Here is a 13736-nt window from a genome sequence, read left to right on the forward strand (position 1 = left end):
CGCACCGGTCGGCGACTGCGCGTCATCGCTGGCATGTCCGTCTGATGGTGATCATCTCTTTCGTACGACGACGAAGTCCGCGAGCGCCACGAAGGACGCCCGCACGTGTGGGGGCATCGGGACGCTGTCGAGGGCCCCGATGGCGATGTCGAACTGCCGGCGTGCCTCCCGCGAGGTCCACTCGCGGCCCCCGGCCTCCTCGATGAGGGCGGCGCGGGCGGCGAACTCCTCCTCGGAGAACTCCTCCTGCGGCACGGAGTCGGGGCCGGTGGCGGCGGCGTCGGCGGCGAGGAGCTGGGCGAGCTTGTCGGAGGCCGCCCCGCCCGCCGCGAGCGCGGCGACGACGGGCAGCGACTTCTTGCGCTGGCGCAGGTCGCTCCAGGTCTGCTTGCCGGTGGACTCGGGATCGCCCCAGATGCCGAGGAGGTCGTCCACGGCCTGGAAGGCGAGCCCGAGGTGGTAGCCGTAGCGCTCCAGGGTGTCGGCGGTGGCCTCGTCGGCTCCGCCGAGCACGGCGCCGATGGAGGCGGCGCAGGCGAGCAGGGCCCCGGTCTTGTTGCCCTCCATCTCCAGGCACTCCTCGACCGTGACCCGGTCGCGGTGCTCGTAGGAGATGTCCTGGGCCTGACCGTCGATCAGGGCGCGCGTGGCGCGCGTGAGGCGACGGGTGGCGCGGCCGGCCTCGGGGGTGCCGAGTTCGAGGAGGATCTCGTTGGCGAGGGCGAAGAGCGCGTCGCCGACGAGGATCGCCTGCGCGGGGCCGTGGACCTTCCAGACGGTGTCGCGGTGGCGGCGCTGCTCGTCGCCGTCCATGAGGTCGTCGTGCAGCAGGGAGAAGTTGTGCACGAGTTCCACGGCGACGGCGCCGGGCACGCCGGTCTCGGCGTTCGCCCCGGTGACCTCGGCGGAGATGAGCGCGAGGGCGGGGCGCACGGCCTTGCCCCCGTCGCCCGCCACGGGCCTGCCCTCGGCGTCGGTCCAGCCGAAGTGGTAGGCGGACACCGAGTCCATGGGCGGCGCGAGCCGGTCCACGGCGGACCGCAGCACCGGCGTGACGAGGGCACGGCTGCGCTCGACGAGCGCGGTCACGTCCGGGGCGTCGGCGGCGGCTTCGGCCGAGGGCACAGTCGGCACGTTCTTCTCTCCTCTGTTCGCGGTGCTGGTCTTGGGGGTGCTGAGCGGCACCCGGTCGGCCCGGGCCTCGGTGCTCATGCCGCCTCCTGGAAGTGGAAGAGGTGCGCGCCGGTGCGGCCGAGGTTCGCGAGCGCGGCGCGGGCCGCGTCGCTGCCGCTGCGCACGGCGCCCTCCATCGTGGCGGGCCACCCGGTGTCGGTCCACGCCCCGGCGAGGTAGAGCCCTGGGGCGCGGGTGGTGTTTCCGGGCCGCAGCCGCCTGCCGCCGGGGGCCGGGTCAAAGGTCGCCGTGCGTTCCCTGGTGACGAAGAAGTCGCGGATTCCGGCGCCGCGCGCGGCGGGCAGGAGTCGCTCCAGTTCGGGCAGGTAGCGCGCGCGCAGGGTGCTGACGGGCGCGTCGATCTCCTCGCCGACGGCGGACTGCGAGACCGCCAGGTACTGGCCCGGCCCGGTGAGCCCGGAGGGCGCGGTGCGGTCGAAGACCCATTGCACCGGGCTGCCGAGCGCGGCGAAGAAGGGCCGGCGCAGCACCTTGCGGTCGTAGACGACGTGGACGTTGAGGATGGGTGAGGTGCCGAGCGCGGTGAGGCGCTCGGGGTGGTCGAGTGCCCCCGCCGGCAGCAGTGGGTGGGCCTCCTGCTGGGCCACCGCGAGCACGACGGTGTCCGCGTCGAGCACGCCGTCCTCGGTGCGTACCCGCCAGCCGCCTCCCGCGGCCTCGACGGCGCTCACCCGGGCGCGCAGCCGGGTGGTGACACCTGCTTTGTCGAGGGCGCGGCGGGCGAGGGTGTCGTGGAGTTCGCCGAGCGGCACGTGGGCCCAGCCGATGTCGGCGGCCCCGGGCTCGGTGAGCAGCCCGGTCTTGAAGACCTTGGCGGCGAGGGCCAGTGAGGAGTCGTCGGCGCGGGCGTTGAGTGTCGCGACGCCGACGAGGTCCCACAGGGCCGCGACGGTACGGGGGCTCTGCCCTTGTTCGCGCAGCCAGCTGCCGAAGTCGCGCCGGTCGAGCGCGGGGTCGGCGGGGTCGAGCCGGCGCAGCGCGAGGGCGGCGCGTGCCACGGACGCGCGTTCGCGCAGGCTCAGGTGGGGGTACGTGGCGAGGCCGCCGGCGAGGTGCAGGGGCACCGGGGCCTGGGTGCGCCGCAGCCGGCCCAGGCGCCAGGTGTCGGCGTCGAGCACGGGTACGTCGAGCCGGTCCTGCACGGGGGCGAGGTGGGCGGCGTCGATGCGGTGCAGGAACTGCTGGTAGGCGGTGCAGCAGCGCAGGTAGACGTGCTGGCCGTTGTCGACGGTGAGGTCGCCGCGCCGGAAGGAGAAGGCGAGGCCGCCGAGACGGGGTCTGCCCTCCAGAAGGCTTACGCGCACGCCCGCGTCGGCGAGGCCGAGCGCGGCGGTCACTCCGGCGAGTCCGCCGCCGATGACGACGGCATGTCCCGCGCCGCCGGTGGGGGTGGTGGCTGAATCGGCCTGTTCGGTCATGCGTCCTCCCTGCCCGCCTCCGGGGTGGTGGCGTGCGCAGTGAGGGACGCGGACCTCAGCCCGGAGGTTGCCCGGTCGTGACCGGATACGGGCGCTTTCGCGCGGCCCTGCCGCGGGGCCCTGCGTGTCATGGTTGTTCCCCGGCTCTCTGACGGGCCGCCGCCTTGGCATCGACCCCGGCGAGGCCGCGCACGGCGACGTACGCCTTCTCTCCGGCCGAGAGCGCCACCCGGCCGCGCAGGACGGCGTCGGGGTCCTGCTCGATGCGGTCCAGGAGGCGGTGGTAGATCCCCGCCATGGCCGAGACGCAGGCGCCGCCGCGCCGGTCGAGCATGGGAAGCAGCTGGTAGCCCTCGTCGAAGAGCGCGCGGGCGCGGCGCACCTCGAAGTGGACGAGGCCCGGGAAGTCCGCGCCCTCGGGCAGCGTCGCCGAGCCGAAGCCCGCGGAGCAACCGAATTTGTCGAGGTCCTCGGCGGGCAGGTAGGTGCGGCCGTTCGCGGCGTCCTCGCGGACGTCGCGCAGGATGTTCGTGAGCTGGAGGGCGAGGCCGAGCGTGTTGGCGTACTCGGGGGCGCGTACGCGGTCGCGCGCGCCGGGCCGTACGCCGAAGATGCCGAGCGAGAGCCGTCCGATCGCCCCGGCGACGCAGCGGCAGTAGTCGGCGAGTTCCTCCCAGGTGCGGTAAGCGCGGCCCTGTACGTCCATCAGGACGCCGTCGATCAGCTCGTCCAGGGCGCCGAGCGGCACCGGGAAGCGCCGCGCGGTGTCCGCGAGGGCGACGGCGACCGGGTCGGTGTCGTCCTCGGCGACGTCCTTGGCCCGTACCCGCTCCAGGAGTTCGCGGCACTCGTTCAGCCGGCGCGTCTTCTCCTCCGGCGCCAGGGTGCCGTCGCCGATGTCGTCCACGCGGCGTGAGAAGGCGTAGACGGCCGACATGGCGCGGCGCTTGTCGCCGGGCAGCAGGCGGATGCCGTAGGCGAAGTTCTTCGCCTCGGCCCCCGTGACGGTCTCGCAGTAGCCGTAGGCGGCGCTCACGGCCGCGGGCAGTACGCCCTGCTCCTTCATCGTCGGACTCACCCCTCTCCTCGCAGTACTGCTCCCATCTCGCGCAGCAGCCGGGCCTTGGTGGGCTTCGGCGTGGTGGCGAGTACGTCGTTGCCCGCCTCGGCGATCGCGGCGAGGGCCGCGCGGCCCCCTGCGACGAAGCCGGCGAGCAGGAGCCGCAGCCGGCCGCGCACGCTCGCGACGAGGGGCAGTCCCTCGTCGAGCAGGGCGCGGGCGCGGTCGGCCTCGAAGGCGATGAGGGCGCGGACCTGGGCACTCGCGCGCGGGGCCGCGAGGTCCGCCTCGGTGACGTGAAAGCGCGTCATGTCCTCGGCGGGCAGGTAGATACGGTCGCGTCGCAGGTCCTCGGCGACGTCCTGGAGGTGCTCGACGAGCTGGAGCCCGGTGCAGACGGCGTCCGAGCGGCGCAGGCGCTCGTCGCTCTCGGTCCCCGTGAGGCCGAGGACGAGGTGGCCCACCGGGTTCGCGGACAGCTCGCAGTAAGCGGCCAGTTCGTCCCAGGTGGCGTAGCGGCCGACCTTCTGGTCCTGCCGGTTGGCGCCGATGAGCGCCTCGAACGGGTCGGGGACGAGGCCGCGGCGGCGCACGGTGGGCCGCAGGGCGCGCAGCAGGGGGTGGTGCGGCGTCCCGGTGGAGCGGAAGACGCGGGCGAGGTCGGTTTCGAGCGCGTCGAGGAGAGCGAGGCGGTCGCCGGCCTGGTCCTCGGGTACGTCGAGGTAGCGGGCGTCGGCGCCGCCGGGGGCGAGGTCGCCGTCACCGATGTCGTCGACGAGGCGGGCGAAGCCGTAGACGGCCATGAGGTCGGCGCGCCAGGATTTGGGCACGAAGAAGGGCGCCACCGGGAAGTTCTCCGCTCCGGCCTTGCCGAGCGTGGCGTTCTCCGTCGCGGTGGCGTGCGCCGTCCCGGTGCCGGGTGCCGCGGGGCGGGGGGCGCTCATCGGCGACCGCCCGTCGCGGGGACGGCGGGTACAGCGTGGAGGCGGAGGTCGTCCGTAGCCAATGCCGTCACATCTCCCGTTCTACACTGCGCACACAAAACTCACTATTTCGGACACGCCGCCCGGCCGCCGCCCGGGCGTTTCGGTGCAGCATGTCCCCCTGTGCGGTATCGCACCACTCGTCGCGATTCGGCACCGGCACAGCTTACGTTGTACAACTCAACCGCTCACGGCGGGGTGTTCAGCACGTCACAAGAACACACCGATTGCCGTCAACCTTCCCGACCTGCGACTTAGTTGACTGATCTTTGACCCGCTCGGCCGCGCGCGGGGAATAAACGGCACCCTCCGGCGTGACACGACGGAACCCCTGCCGGATTTGTCCGGCAGGGGTTCCGCTTTCGTTCCTGATGCCGCGAAGAGGAGACGAAAAGCCCTCTTACGGCATTTCAGCTATTTACTTACTGGTGAACTTCTCGTACTCCTTCATCACCTCGGCCGTGGGCCCGTCCATCCGCAGCTCCCCGTGCTCCAGCCACAGCACGCGGTCGCACGTGTCACGGATCGACTTGTTGTTGTGGCTCACGAGGAAGACGGTCCCGGCCTCCTTGCGCAGCTCCCTGATCCGCGCCTCGGAGCGCTTCTGGAAGGAGCGGTCGCCCGTCGCGAGGGCCTCGTCGATCATGAGGACGTCGTGGTCCTTGGCCGCCGCGATGGAGAAGCGGAGCCTGGCCGCCATGCCGGAGGAGTAGGTCCGCATCGGCAGCGAGATGAAGTCGCCCTTCTCGTTGATCCCCGAGAAGTCCACGATCTCCTGGTAGCGGGCCTTGACCTCCTCGCGGCTCATCCCCATCGCGAGCCCGCCGAGGATCACGTTGCGCTCGCCCGTGAGGTCGTTCATGAGGGCGGCGTTGACGCCGAGCAGCGAGGGCTGCCCGTCCGTGTAGACCTTGCCGCTCTCGGCGGGCAGCAGTCCGGCGATGGCGCGGAGCAGCGTCGACTTGCCCGAGCCGTTGGAGCCGATGAGGCCGATGGCCTGTCCCCGGTACGCGGTGAAGGAGACCCCGCGCACGGCGTGCACCTTGCGCACCCCGGGCGAGTCGCCGCGCTTGACGATGCGGTTGAGCGCCGCCGTGGCGCTGCCCTTGCCGCCCTTGGCCCCGTGCACCCGGTAGACGATGTGCAACTCGTCCGCGATCACCGTGGGCATGTGCTCCCGGCCCGCGTTGCGTCCCTCAGCCACGGCCATACCGCTCTTCCGCCTTCCAGAAGTACACGAACCCCAGGACCCCGATCAGGACCGCCCAGCCCAGCGCGAAGGCCCACACGTGCGGCGGCAGGTAGCCGCTGCCGTAGCCGTCGATGAGCGCGAACCGCACGAGGTCCATGTAGACGGCCGCCGGGTTCCACTGGAGCACGTCGCCCACCCAGCCGGGCACGTCCTTGTCCGCGAGCATCGCCGGAAGGCTGAACATGACGCCCGAGGCGTACATCCACGTGCGCATCACGAAGGGCATGAGCTGCGCGAGGTCGGGCGTCTTCGCCCCGGCGCGCGCGAGGATCAGCGCCAGCCCGGTGTTGAACACGAACTGGAGCACGAGCGCCGGGAGGACGAGCGGCCAGCGCATGTTCGGCCAGCAGCCGGTCGCGAAGAGCACCACGACCAGCACGATCATCGAGTACAGGAGCTGCTGGAGCTGCTGGAGCGAGAAGGAGACGGGCAGCGAGGCGCGCGGGAAGTGCAGGGCGCGGACCAGCCCCAGGTTGCCCGAGATGGCCCGTACACCCGCCTGCACCGAGGACTGTGTGAAGGAGAAGATGAAGACGCCGGTGACGAGGAAGGGGACGTAGATGTCCTTGTCGATGCCCTTCCGCGCCCCGAGCAGCAGCCCGAAGATGAAGAAGTAGACGAGCGCGTTGAGCAGGGGCGTCGCGACCTGCCACAGCTGGCCGAGCTTCGCCTGGCTGTACTGGGCGGTGAGCTTCGCCCGCGAGAACGCCAGGATGAAGTGGCGGCGGCCCCACAGCTCACGGATGTACGCGAGCAGCCCGGGCCGGGCACCGCTCACCGTCAGCCCGTACTTCGCCGCCAGCTCGGGGCGGCTGAGCCCTTCGTCGGGCGAGGGCGGGAGCGTGGGTGTGCTCACCGTGGCGCCCTTCTCCTGCGTTGTGTCACTCACGGGGGAACCTTCGTCTGCGGGGGCTGCGGGAACTGCGGGATCGCGGTCTGCCGGTGCCCCGGGCGCGCTCGCACCCGGGGCACCGGCACCGCCGCGGTACGGCGTGCTGCGGGACAGCGTGTCAGATGATCGGCGGGCGGCCCAGCCGGGTGAGCCGCCACACCGTGCGCCAGCGCATCGGGCGGCGCGGACCGCAGCCCTTCGACCAGCCCTCGCGGAAACCGCCGAACCAGGCCCGCAGCGCGGCACCGTTCGGCCGCCGCGCGAGGGTGAGCAGGAGCCACACGCCGAGGTAGACGGGGACCAGGAGCAGCGGCAGGTTGCGGCGCGCGAGCCAGACCCGGTTGCGGGCCACCATGCGGTGGTAGACCGCGTGCCGCGAGGGGGCCGTCGTGGGGTGCAGGAGCACCATGTCGGCCCGGTAGTCGATCGACCAGCCGGCGTCCAGGGCACGCCAGGCGAGGTCGGTCTCCTCGTGCGCGTAGAAGAAGTCCCCCGGCAACAGCCCGGCCTCGGTGAAGACCTGGGTACGGACCGCGTTGGCACCGCCGAGGAACGTCGTGACCTCGGAGGAGCGCATCGGGTCCGAGGCCCGCAGGCGCGGGACGTGGCGGCGCTGCGTCACACCGGTCTCGGGGTCGGCGATGCGGAAGCTGATGATGCCGAGCCTCTCGTTCGCGAGGAACGCCTCGCGGCACAGCTCCGCGGTGTCGGTCCGCTCCAGGAGCCCGTCGTCGTCGAGGAAGAGAAGGATGTCGACGTCGCGTCCGCCCGGGCCGAACGCCTCGATCCCCACGTTGCGGCCCCCGGGGATGCCGAGGTTCTCGGGCAGCTCGACGGTGCGGACGCCCTCGGGCACCTCGGGCACCGGGGAGCCGTTGCCGACGACGACGACCTGGACGGGCTCGCCCTCCTGCTTGGCGACCGAGTCGAGGAGCAGTCGCAGCTCCTCGGGCCGGTTGCCCATGGTGATGATGACGGCGCCCACCGTCGGCGCGGACTGACTCATGCCTGCTTCCTCTTCCTTCTTGCGCCCCGGAGCCCGGGGGAACCCGGTGCCCGGAACGCGGCGCTCATATCGCTCGTCGCACGTGTTCGTCCGTCACGGACCGCTTCACTTCAGCCGGCTGGAGGCGAGGATCGACACGAGGTGCAGCAGCGTCTGCACGAGGGCGATAGCGGCGAGAACGGCGATCCCGAGACGGGTGAAGAAGAGGTCGCCGCGGATCTGGTCGATCACCGCGAGCACGATGATGAGCAGCGAGGCCTCGATGCCGAGGATCAGCCGGTGGAACTGGAGGGCGGCGGCGGCCCGGCGGGCGAGCGCCATCCCGGAGGAGCGCGGCTCGGCGGCGGCGTCCTTGACGACGGGCAGCCCGGCCTGGTGGCGGGCGACGCCGACCAGGTCGGTCTCGGACTTGATGAGGATCGCCCCGAGCGCGGCGAGCGTGCCGAGGAAGGCCCACAGCCAGTCGATGCGGCCGCTGCCGAAGAGGTCGGCGCCGCGCAGCCCGAAGCCGACGAGGACGGCCGCGTCGGCGAGGTAGGCACCGACCCTGTCGAGCCAGACGCCCTGGAGCGAGTACTGCTTCTTCCAGCGGGCCAGTTCGCCGTCCACGCAGTCGAAGAGCAGGTAGAGCTGGGCCATGACGGCCCCGAGCACGGCCCCGGGAACGCCCGGCCACAGCAGTGCCGGGCAGGCGAGGACACCGAAGATCGTCATCAGGTAGGTCAGCTGATTGGGCGTGACCTTGGTGTTCACCAGGTACCGGTCTATGCGCAGCGAGATCTCGCGCATGTAGAGCCGGCCGGCCCAGTGCTCGCCGCTGCGTCGGTCCTTGACCCCGGCGGGGTGGACGACGGGGCGGAGTTCAGCTACCGATGGCCTTGGCATAGTCGGCGTACGCGTCCTTGATCTGGTCTGTCGACAGGTTGAGGTGTTCGAGGATCGTGTAGCGGCCCGGGCGGGTCTGCGGGGCGAACTCGACGGCCTGGACGAACTCGTCCACCGAGAAGCCGATGTCGCCGGGCAGCACGGGCTGGTGGTGGCGGCGCAGGACCTCGGCCATGTAGCCGGCCTGCTCGCCCGCGCCGCGCAGGTGCATCGCGAAGACCGCGCCCATTCCGCACTGCTCGCCGTGGCTCGCGGCGCGCTTGGGGAAGAGCAGGTCGAAGGCGTGGTTGATCTCGTGGCAGGCACCGGACGCGGGGCGCGAGTCCCCGGCGACCGACATCGAGATGCCCGTCATGACGAGGCCCTCGGCGAGCGTCTGGAGGAAGTCGTCCTGGCTCACGTCGCCCGGGTGGCGCAGGATCGCCTCGCCCGCCTGGCGGGCCATCGCGGCGGCGAGTCCGTCGATCGACTCCCCGGTGACGCGGTGGGACAGCTCCCAGTCGGCGACGGCGGAGATGTTGGAGATCACGTCGCCGATGCCGGAGCGCACGTACCGGGCCGGGGCCTCGCGGATGACGTCGAGGTCGATGACGACGGCGATCGGGTTGGGCACCCCGTAGGAACCGCGGCCCGCGTCGTTGTCGAGGGTCGCGACCGGGGAGCAGAGCCCGTCGTGCGAGAGGTTCGTGGCGACGGCGACGAGCGGCAGCCCGATGCGCGCGGCGGCGTACTTGGCGCAGTCGATGATCTTGCCGCCGCCGAGGCCCACGACGGCGTCGTAGTGCCCCGACTTCATCGCGTCGGCGAGCCGGATCGCGTCGTCGAGGGTGCCGCCGCCCACCTCGTACCAGCTCGCGCCCGGCAGGGCCGGGGCCAGCCGCTCGCGCAGCCTGGCCCCGGAACCGCCGCTGATCGCGATGGCGAGCTTGCCCGACGCCGAGATGCGCTGGTCGCACAGGACGGTCGAAAGATCGTCCAGGGCGCCGGGGCGGATGTCGACGGCGAGCGGCGAGGGAATCAGCCGCGTCAGTACCGGCACGCGATCTCCCGCCCCTTGGCCAGGTCCTCGTGGTTGTCGATCTCGACCCAGCTGACCTCGCCGATGGGGGCGACATCGATGGTGAAGCCGCGGTTGACGAGCTCCTGGTAGCCGTCCTCGTAGTAGAGCTGCGGGTCGCGCTCGTACGTGGTCTTCAGCGCGTCCGCGAGCTGCTCGGCGGCCTCGCCCTCGATGAGGGTCACGCCGATGTACTCGCCGGTCGCCTCGGCCGGGTCCATGAGCTTGGTGATCCTGCGGACGCCCTTGCCGGGCTCCACGACGACCTTCATCTCCTCGTCGGCGAGCTTCTTCACCGTGTCGAGGGCGAGGATGATCCTCTTGCCCTCGCCGCGCGCGGCGAGCAGCGTCTTCTCGACGGAGACGGGGTGGACGGTGTCGCCGTTGGCGAGGATCACCGAGTGCTTGATCGCGTCACGACCGCACCACAGGGAGTAGGCGTTGTTCCACTCCTCGGCCTTGTCGTTGTCGATCAGCGTGATCTTCAGGCCGTACTTGGCCTCCAGGGCCTCCCGGCGCTCGTAGACGGCCTCCTTGCGGTAGCCGACGATGACCGCGACCTCGGTGAGGCCGATCTCGGCGAAGTTGCCGAGGGTCAGGTCCAGGACCGTGAGGCTCTCCTCCTGGCCTTCGGGCCCGACCGGCACCAGCGCCTTGGGCAGGGTGTCGGTGTACGGGCGCAGACGCCTTCCGGCGCCGGCCGCGAGCACGAGGCCGATCATGCGGGTTCTCCTTCGTCGTGTACGGCGGGTGCCCCTGCGGACACCCAGAAGCGGATGCTCTCGAAGAGCACCACGAGGGCCACGAGCACGGCCAGGACCGTGAGCGCGGTGGCGAAGCCGCTCCCGCCGAGAACCGCCGCGAGGAGGGCGACCAGCAGGGTCCTGCCCTCGTGTCCGGCGATGGCCTGGGTGAGCCAGCGGGGCGGAGCGCCGGTGCCACCGCGGATGCGGTACACCGTGTCGTAGTGATGGTAGGCGACCGCCGCCACGAGCCCGAAGGCCGCGGGAAGCGCGCCGTGCGTGTCACTGCGCGCCGCGAGCAGCAGGATCGTGCCGTACTCGGCGGCACGCAGGAAGGGCGGTACGAGCCAGTCGAGGGCGCCCTTGAGGGGGCGCGCGACGGCGAGCGCGGAGAACAGCGCGTAGACGGCGGCGCCGATCACGGGCCAGGCGGAGCCGTAGGAGGTGAACGCGGCGCTCGCGGTGACGGCGGCGGCCCCGAGCAGCGCGAGCAGCGGCACGGCGATCCGCGGCAGGGCGCGGCCGAGCGGGCGGAGCGCGCGGGCGAAGAGGCGGGCGAGGGGGCCGGAGTCGGCGAGGTCGGCGAGGGCCTGGGCGGCGCGGTCCGTGCGGGTGGCCCTGCGGGTCACCGAGCGCAGCAGGCGTCCCGCGGTCGTATAGCAGGCGGCGAGGCCGCAGCCGATGAGCAGGACGACGAAGGTGACGCGGGGCGTGGTGCACGCGGTGAGCACGGCGATCATCGCCCAGCGCTCGCCGATGGGCAGCACGATCATGCGGCGCAGCCACACCGTCCAGCCGACCGAGTCGAGCTTGCCGGAGAGCGCCGCCGTCGGGCTCGTGTTCGCGGCGGCGTCGTGGTTGGCCTCGTTGAAGGAGAAGTCGATCACGTGGCGGCAGGTCTGGAGGACCATCGCGCCGAGGGCGAGCGCCCACACGTCGTCCCCGCCGCGCGCCGCGCCGAGGGCGAGCCCCGCGTAGTAGGCGTACTCCTTGGCGCGGTCGAAGGTCGCGTCGAGCCAGGCGCCGAGCGTCGAGTACTGGAGCGAGTAGCGGGCGAGCTGGCCGTCGGTGCAGTCAAGGACGAACGAGGCGAGCAGGAGCGCGCCGGCCGCGACGTACCCGGACCGCGTCCCCGTGGCCGCGCAGGCCGCGGCGATGAGCGCGGTGAGCAGCGAGGCGGTCGTGACCTGGTTGGGGGTGAGGCCGCGGCGCGCGCACCAGCGGGCGATGTAGCGCGAGTACGGGCTGATGAAGTGCGTGGTGAAGAAGCCGTCGCGGGCCTTGACCGCCGAGCGCAGCCGGACCGCCTCCTCGTCGACGGCCTCGACGGACTGCCGCGCCTCGTTGCGCTCCTGCGGGCTCGCGGGGACGGCGGCGACGAGCGAGCCGAGGTCGGGGCGGTGCACGGCGGTGCCGTCCGCGTCGAGGAGCCCCGCGAGCCGGTCGGGCAGCGGGCCGCCGCCGGTGTCCGTCTGGGGCAGCACCTCGGTGCCGGGCGCGCCGCCCTCGGCGGGCATCGGCTGACGCAGGGGGTGCGCGGCGGGCGCGAGGGGGGCGCCGCGGCCGGCCGGGGCGGCGCCGCGTACGGCGGTGTCGAGCGCGTGCGCGAGGGCGGGGCGGGCCTCGGGCCGCACGGTGACCGCGCCGGGGACGGCGGCGGCGGGGAACCGGGGGTCGGTGAGTCCGAGTCGCAGGGAATGCGCGTGGCCCACGAACCGGGAGTCGACGAGCGCGACGCGTTCCCCGGCGGGGACACTCGCGAGGACGCTCGGGGTCTGCGACGGCTCGGTGACGACCCGCACCCCGAAGCCGAGCGCCCGCAGCTCGCCCTCCAGGGGCGAGCCGGGCACCGGCGGACCGGTGAGGATGGCGGTCGACAGAGGAACTCACTCCTTGGGGGCCGGCCCGGCGAGGGCCGGGCAGCGAAGGGGGTGACCAGCACCGCGGACCACACCGGGGGGAGCGTGATGGGCGGGCGTCGGCTGAGGTTATCGGATGCCGTGTACCGGGGGTTCACCACCCGTTCACGGCCCGGGAAACCGCCGAAGCGCGTGATCATCATGCGCGATCGGTGGGCGGGTTCCCAAACGCGCGGGGGCGTATCCGGACGAACGGGATTCCCTCGATCGAGCCCCTCCCTCGCTCGTGAAACGGAGTGCGGGACAGCGCCCCGCGAAAGCCGCTGCTCAGCGCAATGACAACGGTGTTCAGCCTCGTGTTGCCTCACTCCGGCGGCTAAGGGTTCACTTACCGCGAGAAGGGGAGGCATCCATGGGCCACGACCATTCGCACGGCACCGCGACGCACGCGCACCGCGGCCGGCTCCGCCTCGCCCTCGCGCTGACCCTCGGCGTGATGGTCGTCGAGATCGTGGGCGGCCTCCTCTCGCACTCGCTCGCGCTCGTCGCCGACGCCGCGCACATGGCGACGGACGCGCTCGGTCTCGGCATGGCGCTGCTCGCGGTGCACGTCGCGGCGCGCCCGCCGAGCGACACGGCGACGTTCGGGTACGCGCGGGCCGAGATCCTGGCGGCGCTCGCGAACTGTCTGCTGCTGCTCGGGGTGGGCGGGTACGTCGTCTACGAGGCGGTGCGGCGGTTCATGGAGCCGGCGCAGACGGACGGCTCCCTCGCCCTCGTGGTGGGTGTCGTGGGTCTCGTCGCGAACTGCGTCTCACTCGGCCTGCTGCTGCGCGGCCAGGAGGAGAGCCTCAACGTGCGCGGGGCCTTCCTGGAGGTCATGGCCGACGCGCTCGGCTCGCTCGCCGTGATCGTCTCGGCGCTCCTCGTGTGGCTCACCGGCTGGCCGTACGCGGACACGATCGCCTCGCTGCTGATCGGGCTGATGATCGTGCCGCGCACGTGGCGGCTGCTGCGGGACACGCTCAACGTGCTCCTGGAGGCCGCGCCGCGCGGGGTCGATCTCGCGGAGGTACGGGCGCACATCCTGGGCACGCCGGGGGTACGGGCGGTGCACGACCTGCACGCGTGGACGATCACCTCGGGGATGCCGGTGCTCTCGGCGCACGTCGTCGTCGACTCGGCCGTACTCGACTCGGTCGGCCACGAGAAGATGCTCCACGAGCTCCAGGGCTGCCTCGGGCACCACTTCGACGTGGAGCACTGCACCTTCCAGCTGGAGCCCGCCGGGCACGCGGAGCACGAGGCCGGTAGCTGCCTGTAGACGGGTCCCGGCCCTCCTGGGAGGCAGCGGGGGCGGCCACGACGCGTGGGCGGCCGGTTGCGG

At 72.4% G+C, this 13736-nt stretch carries 12 protein-coding genes; 1 reads left to right on the forward strand and 11 read right to left on the reverse strand.

The annotated features are described in order from the left end of the window. Nucleotides 1–51: 51 nt before the first annotated feature. From ACIP4O_RS23485 to ACIP4O_RS23535, 11 genes are all read right to left on the reverse strand, one after another. The gene (locus ACIP4O_RS23485; protein ID WP_401577197.1) at nucleotides 52–1212 is read right to left on the reverse strand and encodes a polyprenyl synthetase family protein; all 1161 of its coding nucleotides are present in this window, start codon (nucleotides 1210–1212) and stop codon (nucleotides 52–54) included. Then, nucleotides 1209–2612 (reverse strand): hydroxysqualene dehydroxylase HpnE, encoded by a 1404-nt coding sequence (gene hpnE, locus ACIP4O_RS23490; RefSeq protein ID WP_401577199.1) that lies wholly within the window; start codon nucleotides 2610–2612, stop codon nucleotides 1209–1211. The genes ACIP4O_RS23485 and hpnE overlap by 4 nt, the downstream gene beginning before the upstream one ends. A gap of 127 nt (nucleotides 2613–2739) precedes the next feature. Next, entirely contained in the window at nucleotides 2740–3678 is a 939-nt protein-coding gene (gene hpnD, locus ACIP4O_RS23495) for a presqualene diphosphate synthase HpnD (protein WP_401577306.1), read from the reverse strand. A gap of 8 nt (nucleotides 3679–3686) precedes the next feature. Next, nucleotides 3687–4616 (reverse strand): squalene synthase HpnC, encoded by a 930-nt coding sequence (hpnC, locus tag ACIP4O_RS23500; protein WP_401577201.1) that lies wholly within the window; start codon nucleotides 4614–4616, stop codon nucleotides 3687–3689. Nucleotides 4617–5073: 457 nt separating this feature from the next. Then, entirely contained in the window at nucleotides 5074–5865 is a 792-nt protein-coding gene (locus ACIP4O_RS23505; RefSeq protein WP_010266784.1) for an ABC transporter ATP-binding protein, read from the reverse strand. Then, entirely contained in the window at nucleotides 5852–6796 is a 945-nt protein-coding gene (locus ACIP4O_RS23510) for an ABC transporter permease (RefSeq protein WP_401577203.1), read from the reverse strand. The genes ACIP4O_RS23505 and ACIP4O_RS23510 overlap by 14 nt, the downstream gene beginning before the upstream one ends. 121 nt (nucleotides 6797–6917) lie before the next feature. Further along, nucleotides 6918–7805, reverse strand: coding sequence for a glycosyltransferase family 2 protein (locus tag ACIP4O_RS23515; protein ID WP_401577205.1), 888 nt, complete (start codon nucleotides 7803–7805; stop codon nucleotides 6918–6920). Between the two features lie 105 nt (nucleotides 7806–7910). Continuing rightward, on the reverse strand, nucleotides 7911–8690 hold the full coding sequence (locus ACIP4O_RS23520) for a CDP-alcohol phosphatidyltransferase family protein (protein ID WP_401577207.1): 780 nt from the start codon (nucleotides 8688–8690) through the stop codon (nucleotides 7911–7913). Next, nucleotides 8668–9729, reverse strand: a complete 1062-nt coding sequence (locus tag ACIP4O_RS23525; protein ID WP_361321130.1) for an iron-containing alcohol dehydrogenase family protein — start codon at nucleotides 9727–9729, stop codon at nucleotides 8668–8670. Before ACIP4O_RS23525 ends, ACIP4O_RS23520 begins: the two co-directional genes overlap by 23 nt. After that, a complete protein-coding gene (locus ACIP4O_RS23530; RefSeq protein WP_361321132.1) occupies nucleotides 9717–10469 on the reverse strand; it encodes a phosphocholine cytidylyltransferase family protein in 753 nt (250 codons plus the stop codon). Before ACIP4O_RS23530 ends, ACIP4O_RS23525 begins: the two co-directional genes overlap by 13 nt. Continuing rightward, nucleotides 10466–12370, reverse strand: a complete 1905-nt coding sequence (locus ACIP4O_RS23535; protein ID WP_401577308.1) for a DUF5941 domain-containing protein — start codon at nucleotides 12368–12370, stop codon at nucleotides 10466–10468. The genes ACIP4O_RS23530 and ACIP4O_RS23535 overlap by 4 nt, the downstream gene beginning before the upstream one ends. Before the next feature lie 391 nt (nucleotides 12371–12761). On the opposite strand from ACIP4O_RS23535, the gene ACIP4O_RS23540 reads away from it, so the two are divergent. Continuing rightward, nucleotides 12762–13673 carry a cation diffusion facilitator family transporter gene (locus tag ACIP4O_RS23540; RefSeq protein ID WP_401577209.1) on the forward strand — a complete coding sequence of 304 codons (912 nt, stop codon included), beginning with the start codon at nucleotides 12762–12764 and terminating at the stop codon, nucleotides 13671–13673. Nucleotides 13674–13736: the final 63 nt, after the last annotated feature.

The sequence above is a fragment of the Streptomyces sp. NPDC088923 genome (assembly GCF_044749745.1).
In the GTDB taxonomy this organism is placed as follows: domain Bacteria; phylum Actinomycetota; class Actinomycetes; order Streptomycetales; family Streptomycetaceae; genus Streptomyces.

Bases quoted from the DNA above. Each gene is read 5' to 3' on its own strand.
- ACIP4O_RS23485 (WP_401577197.1), bottom strand. From the start codon at position 1,212: ATGAGCACCGAGGCCCGGGCCGACCGGGTGCCGCTCAGCACCCCCAAG.
- ACIP4O_RS23520 (WP_401577207.1), bottom strand. From the start codon at position 8,690: ATGCCAAGGCCATCGGTAGCTGAACTCCGCCCCGTCGTCCACCCCGCC.
- hpnE (WP_401577199.1), bottom strand. From the start codon at position 2,612: ATGACCGAACAGGCCGATTCAGCCACCACCCCCACCGGCGGCGCGGGA.
- hpnD (WP_401577306.1), bottom strand. From the start codon at position 3,678: ATGAAGGAGCAGGGCGTACTGCCCGCGGCCGTGAGCGCCGCCTACGGC.
- ACIP4O_RS23515 (WP_401577205.1), bottom strand. From the start codon at position 7,805: ATGAGTCAGTCCGCGCCGACGGTGGGCGCCGTCATCATCACCATGGGC.
- ACIP4O_RS23530 (WP_361321132.1), bottom strand. From the start codon at position 10,469: ATGATCGGCCTCGTGCTCGCGGCCGGCGCCGGAAGGCGTCTGCGCCCG.
- hpnC (WP_401577201.1), bottom strand. From the start codon at position 4,616: ATGAGCGCCCCCCGCCCCGCGGCACCCGGCACCGGGACGGCGCACGCC.
- ACIP4O_RS23540 (WP_401577209.1), top strand. From the start codon at position 12,762: ATGGGCCACGACCATTCGCACGGCACCGCGACGCACGCGCACCGCGGC.
- ACIP4O_RS23505 (WP_010266784.1), bottom strand. From the start codon at position 5,865: ATGGCCGTGGCTGAGGGACGCAACGCGGGCCGGGAGCACATGCCCACG.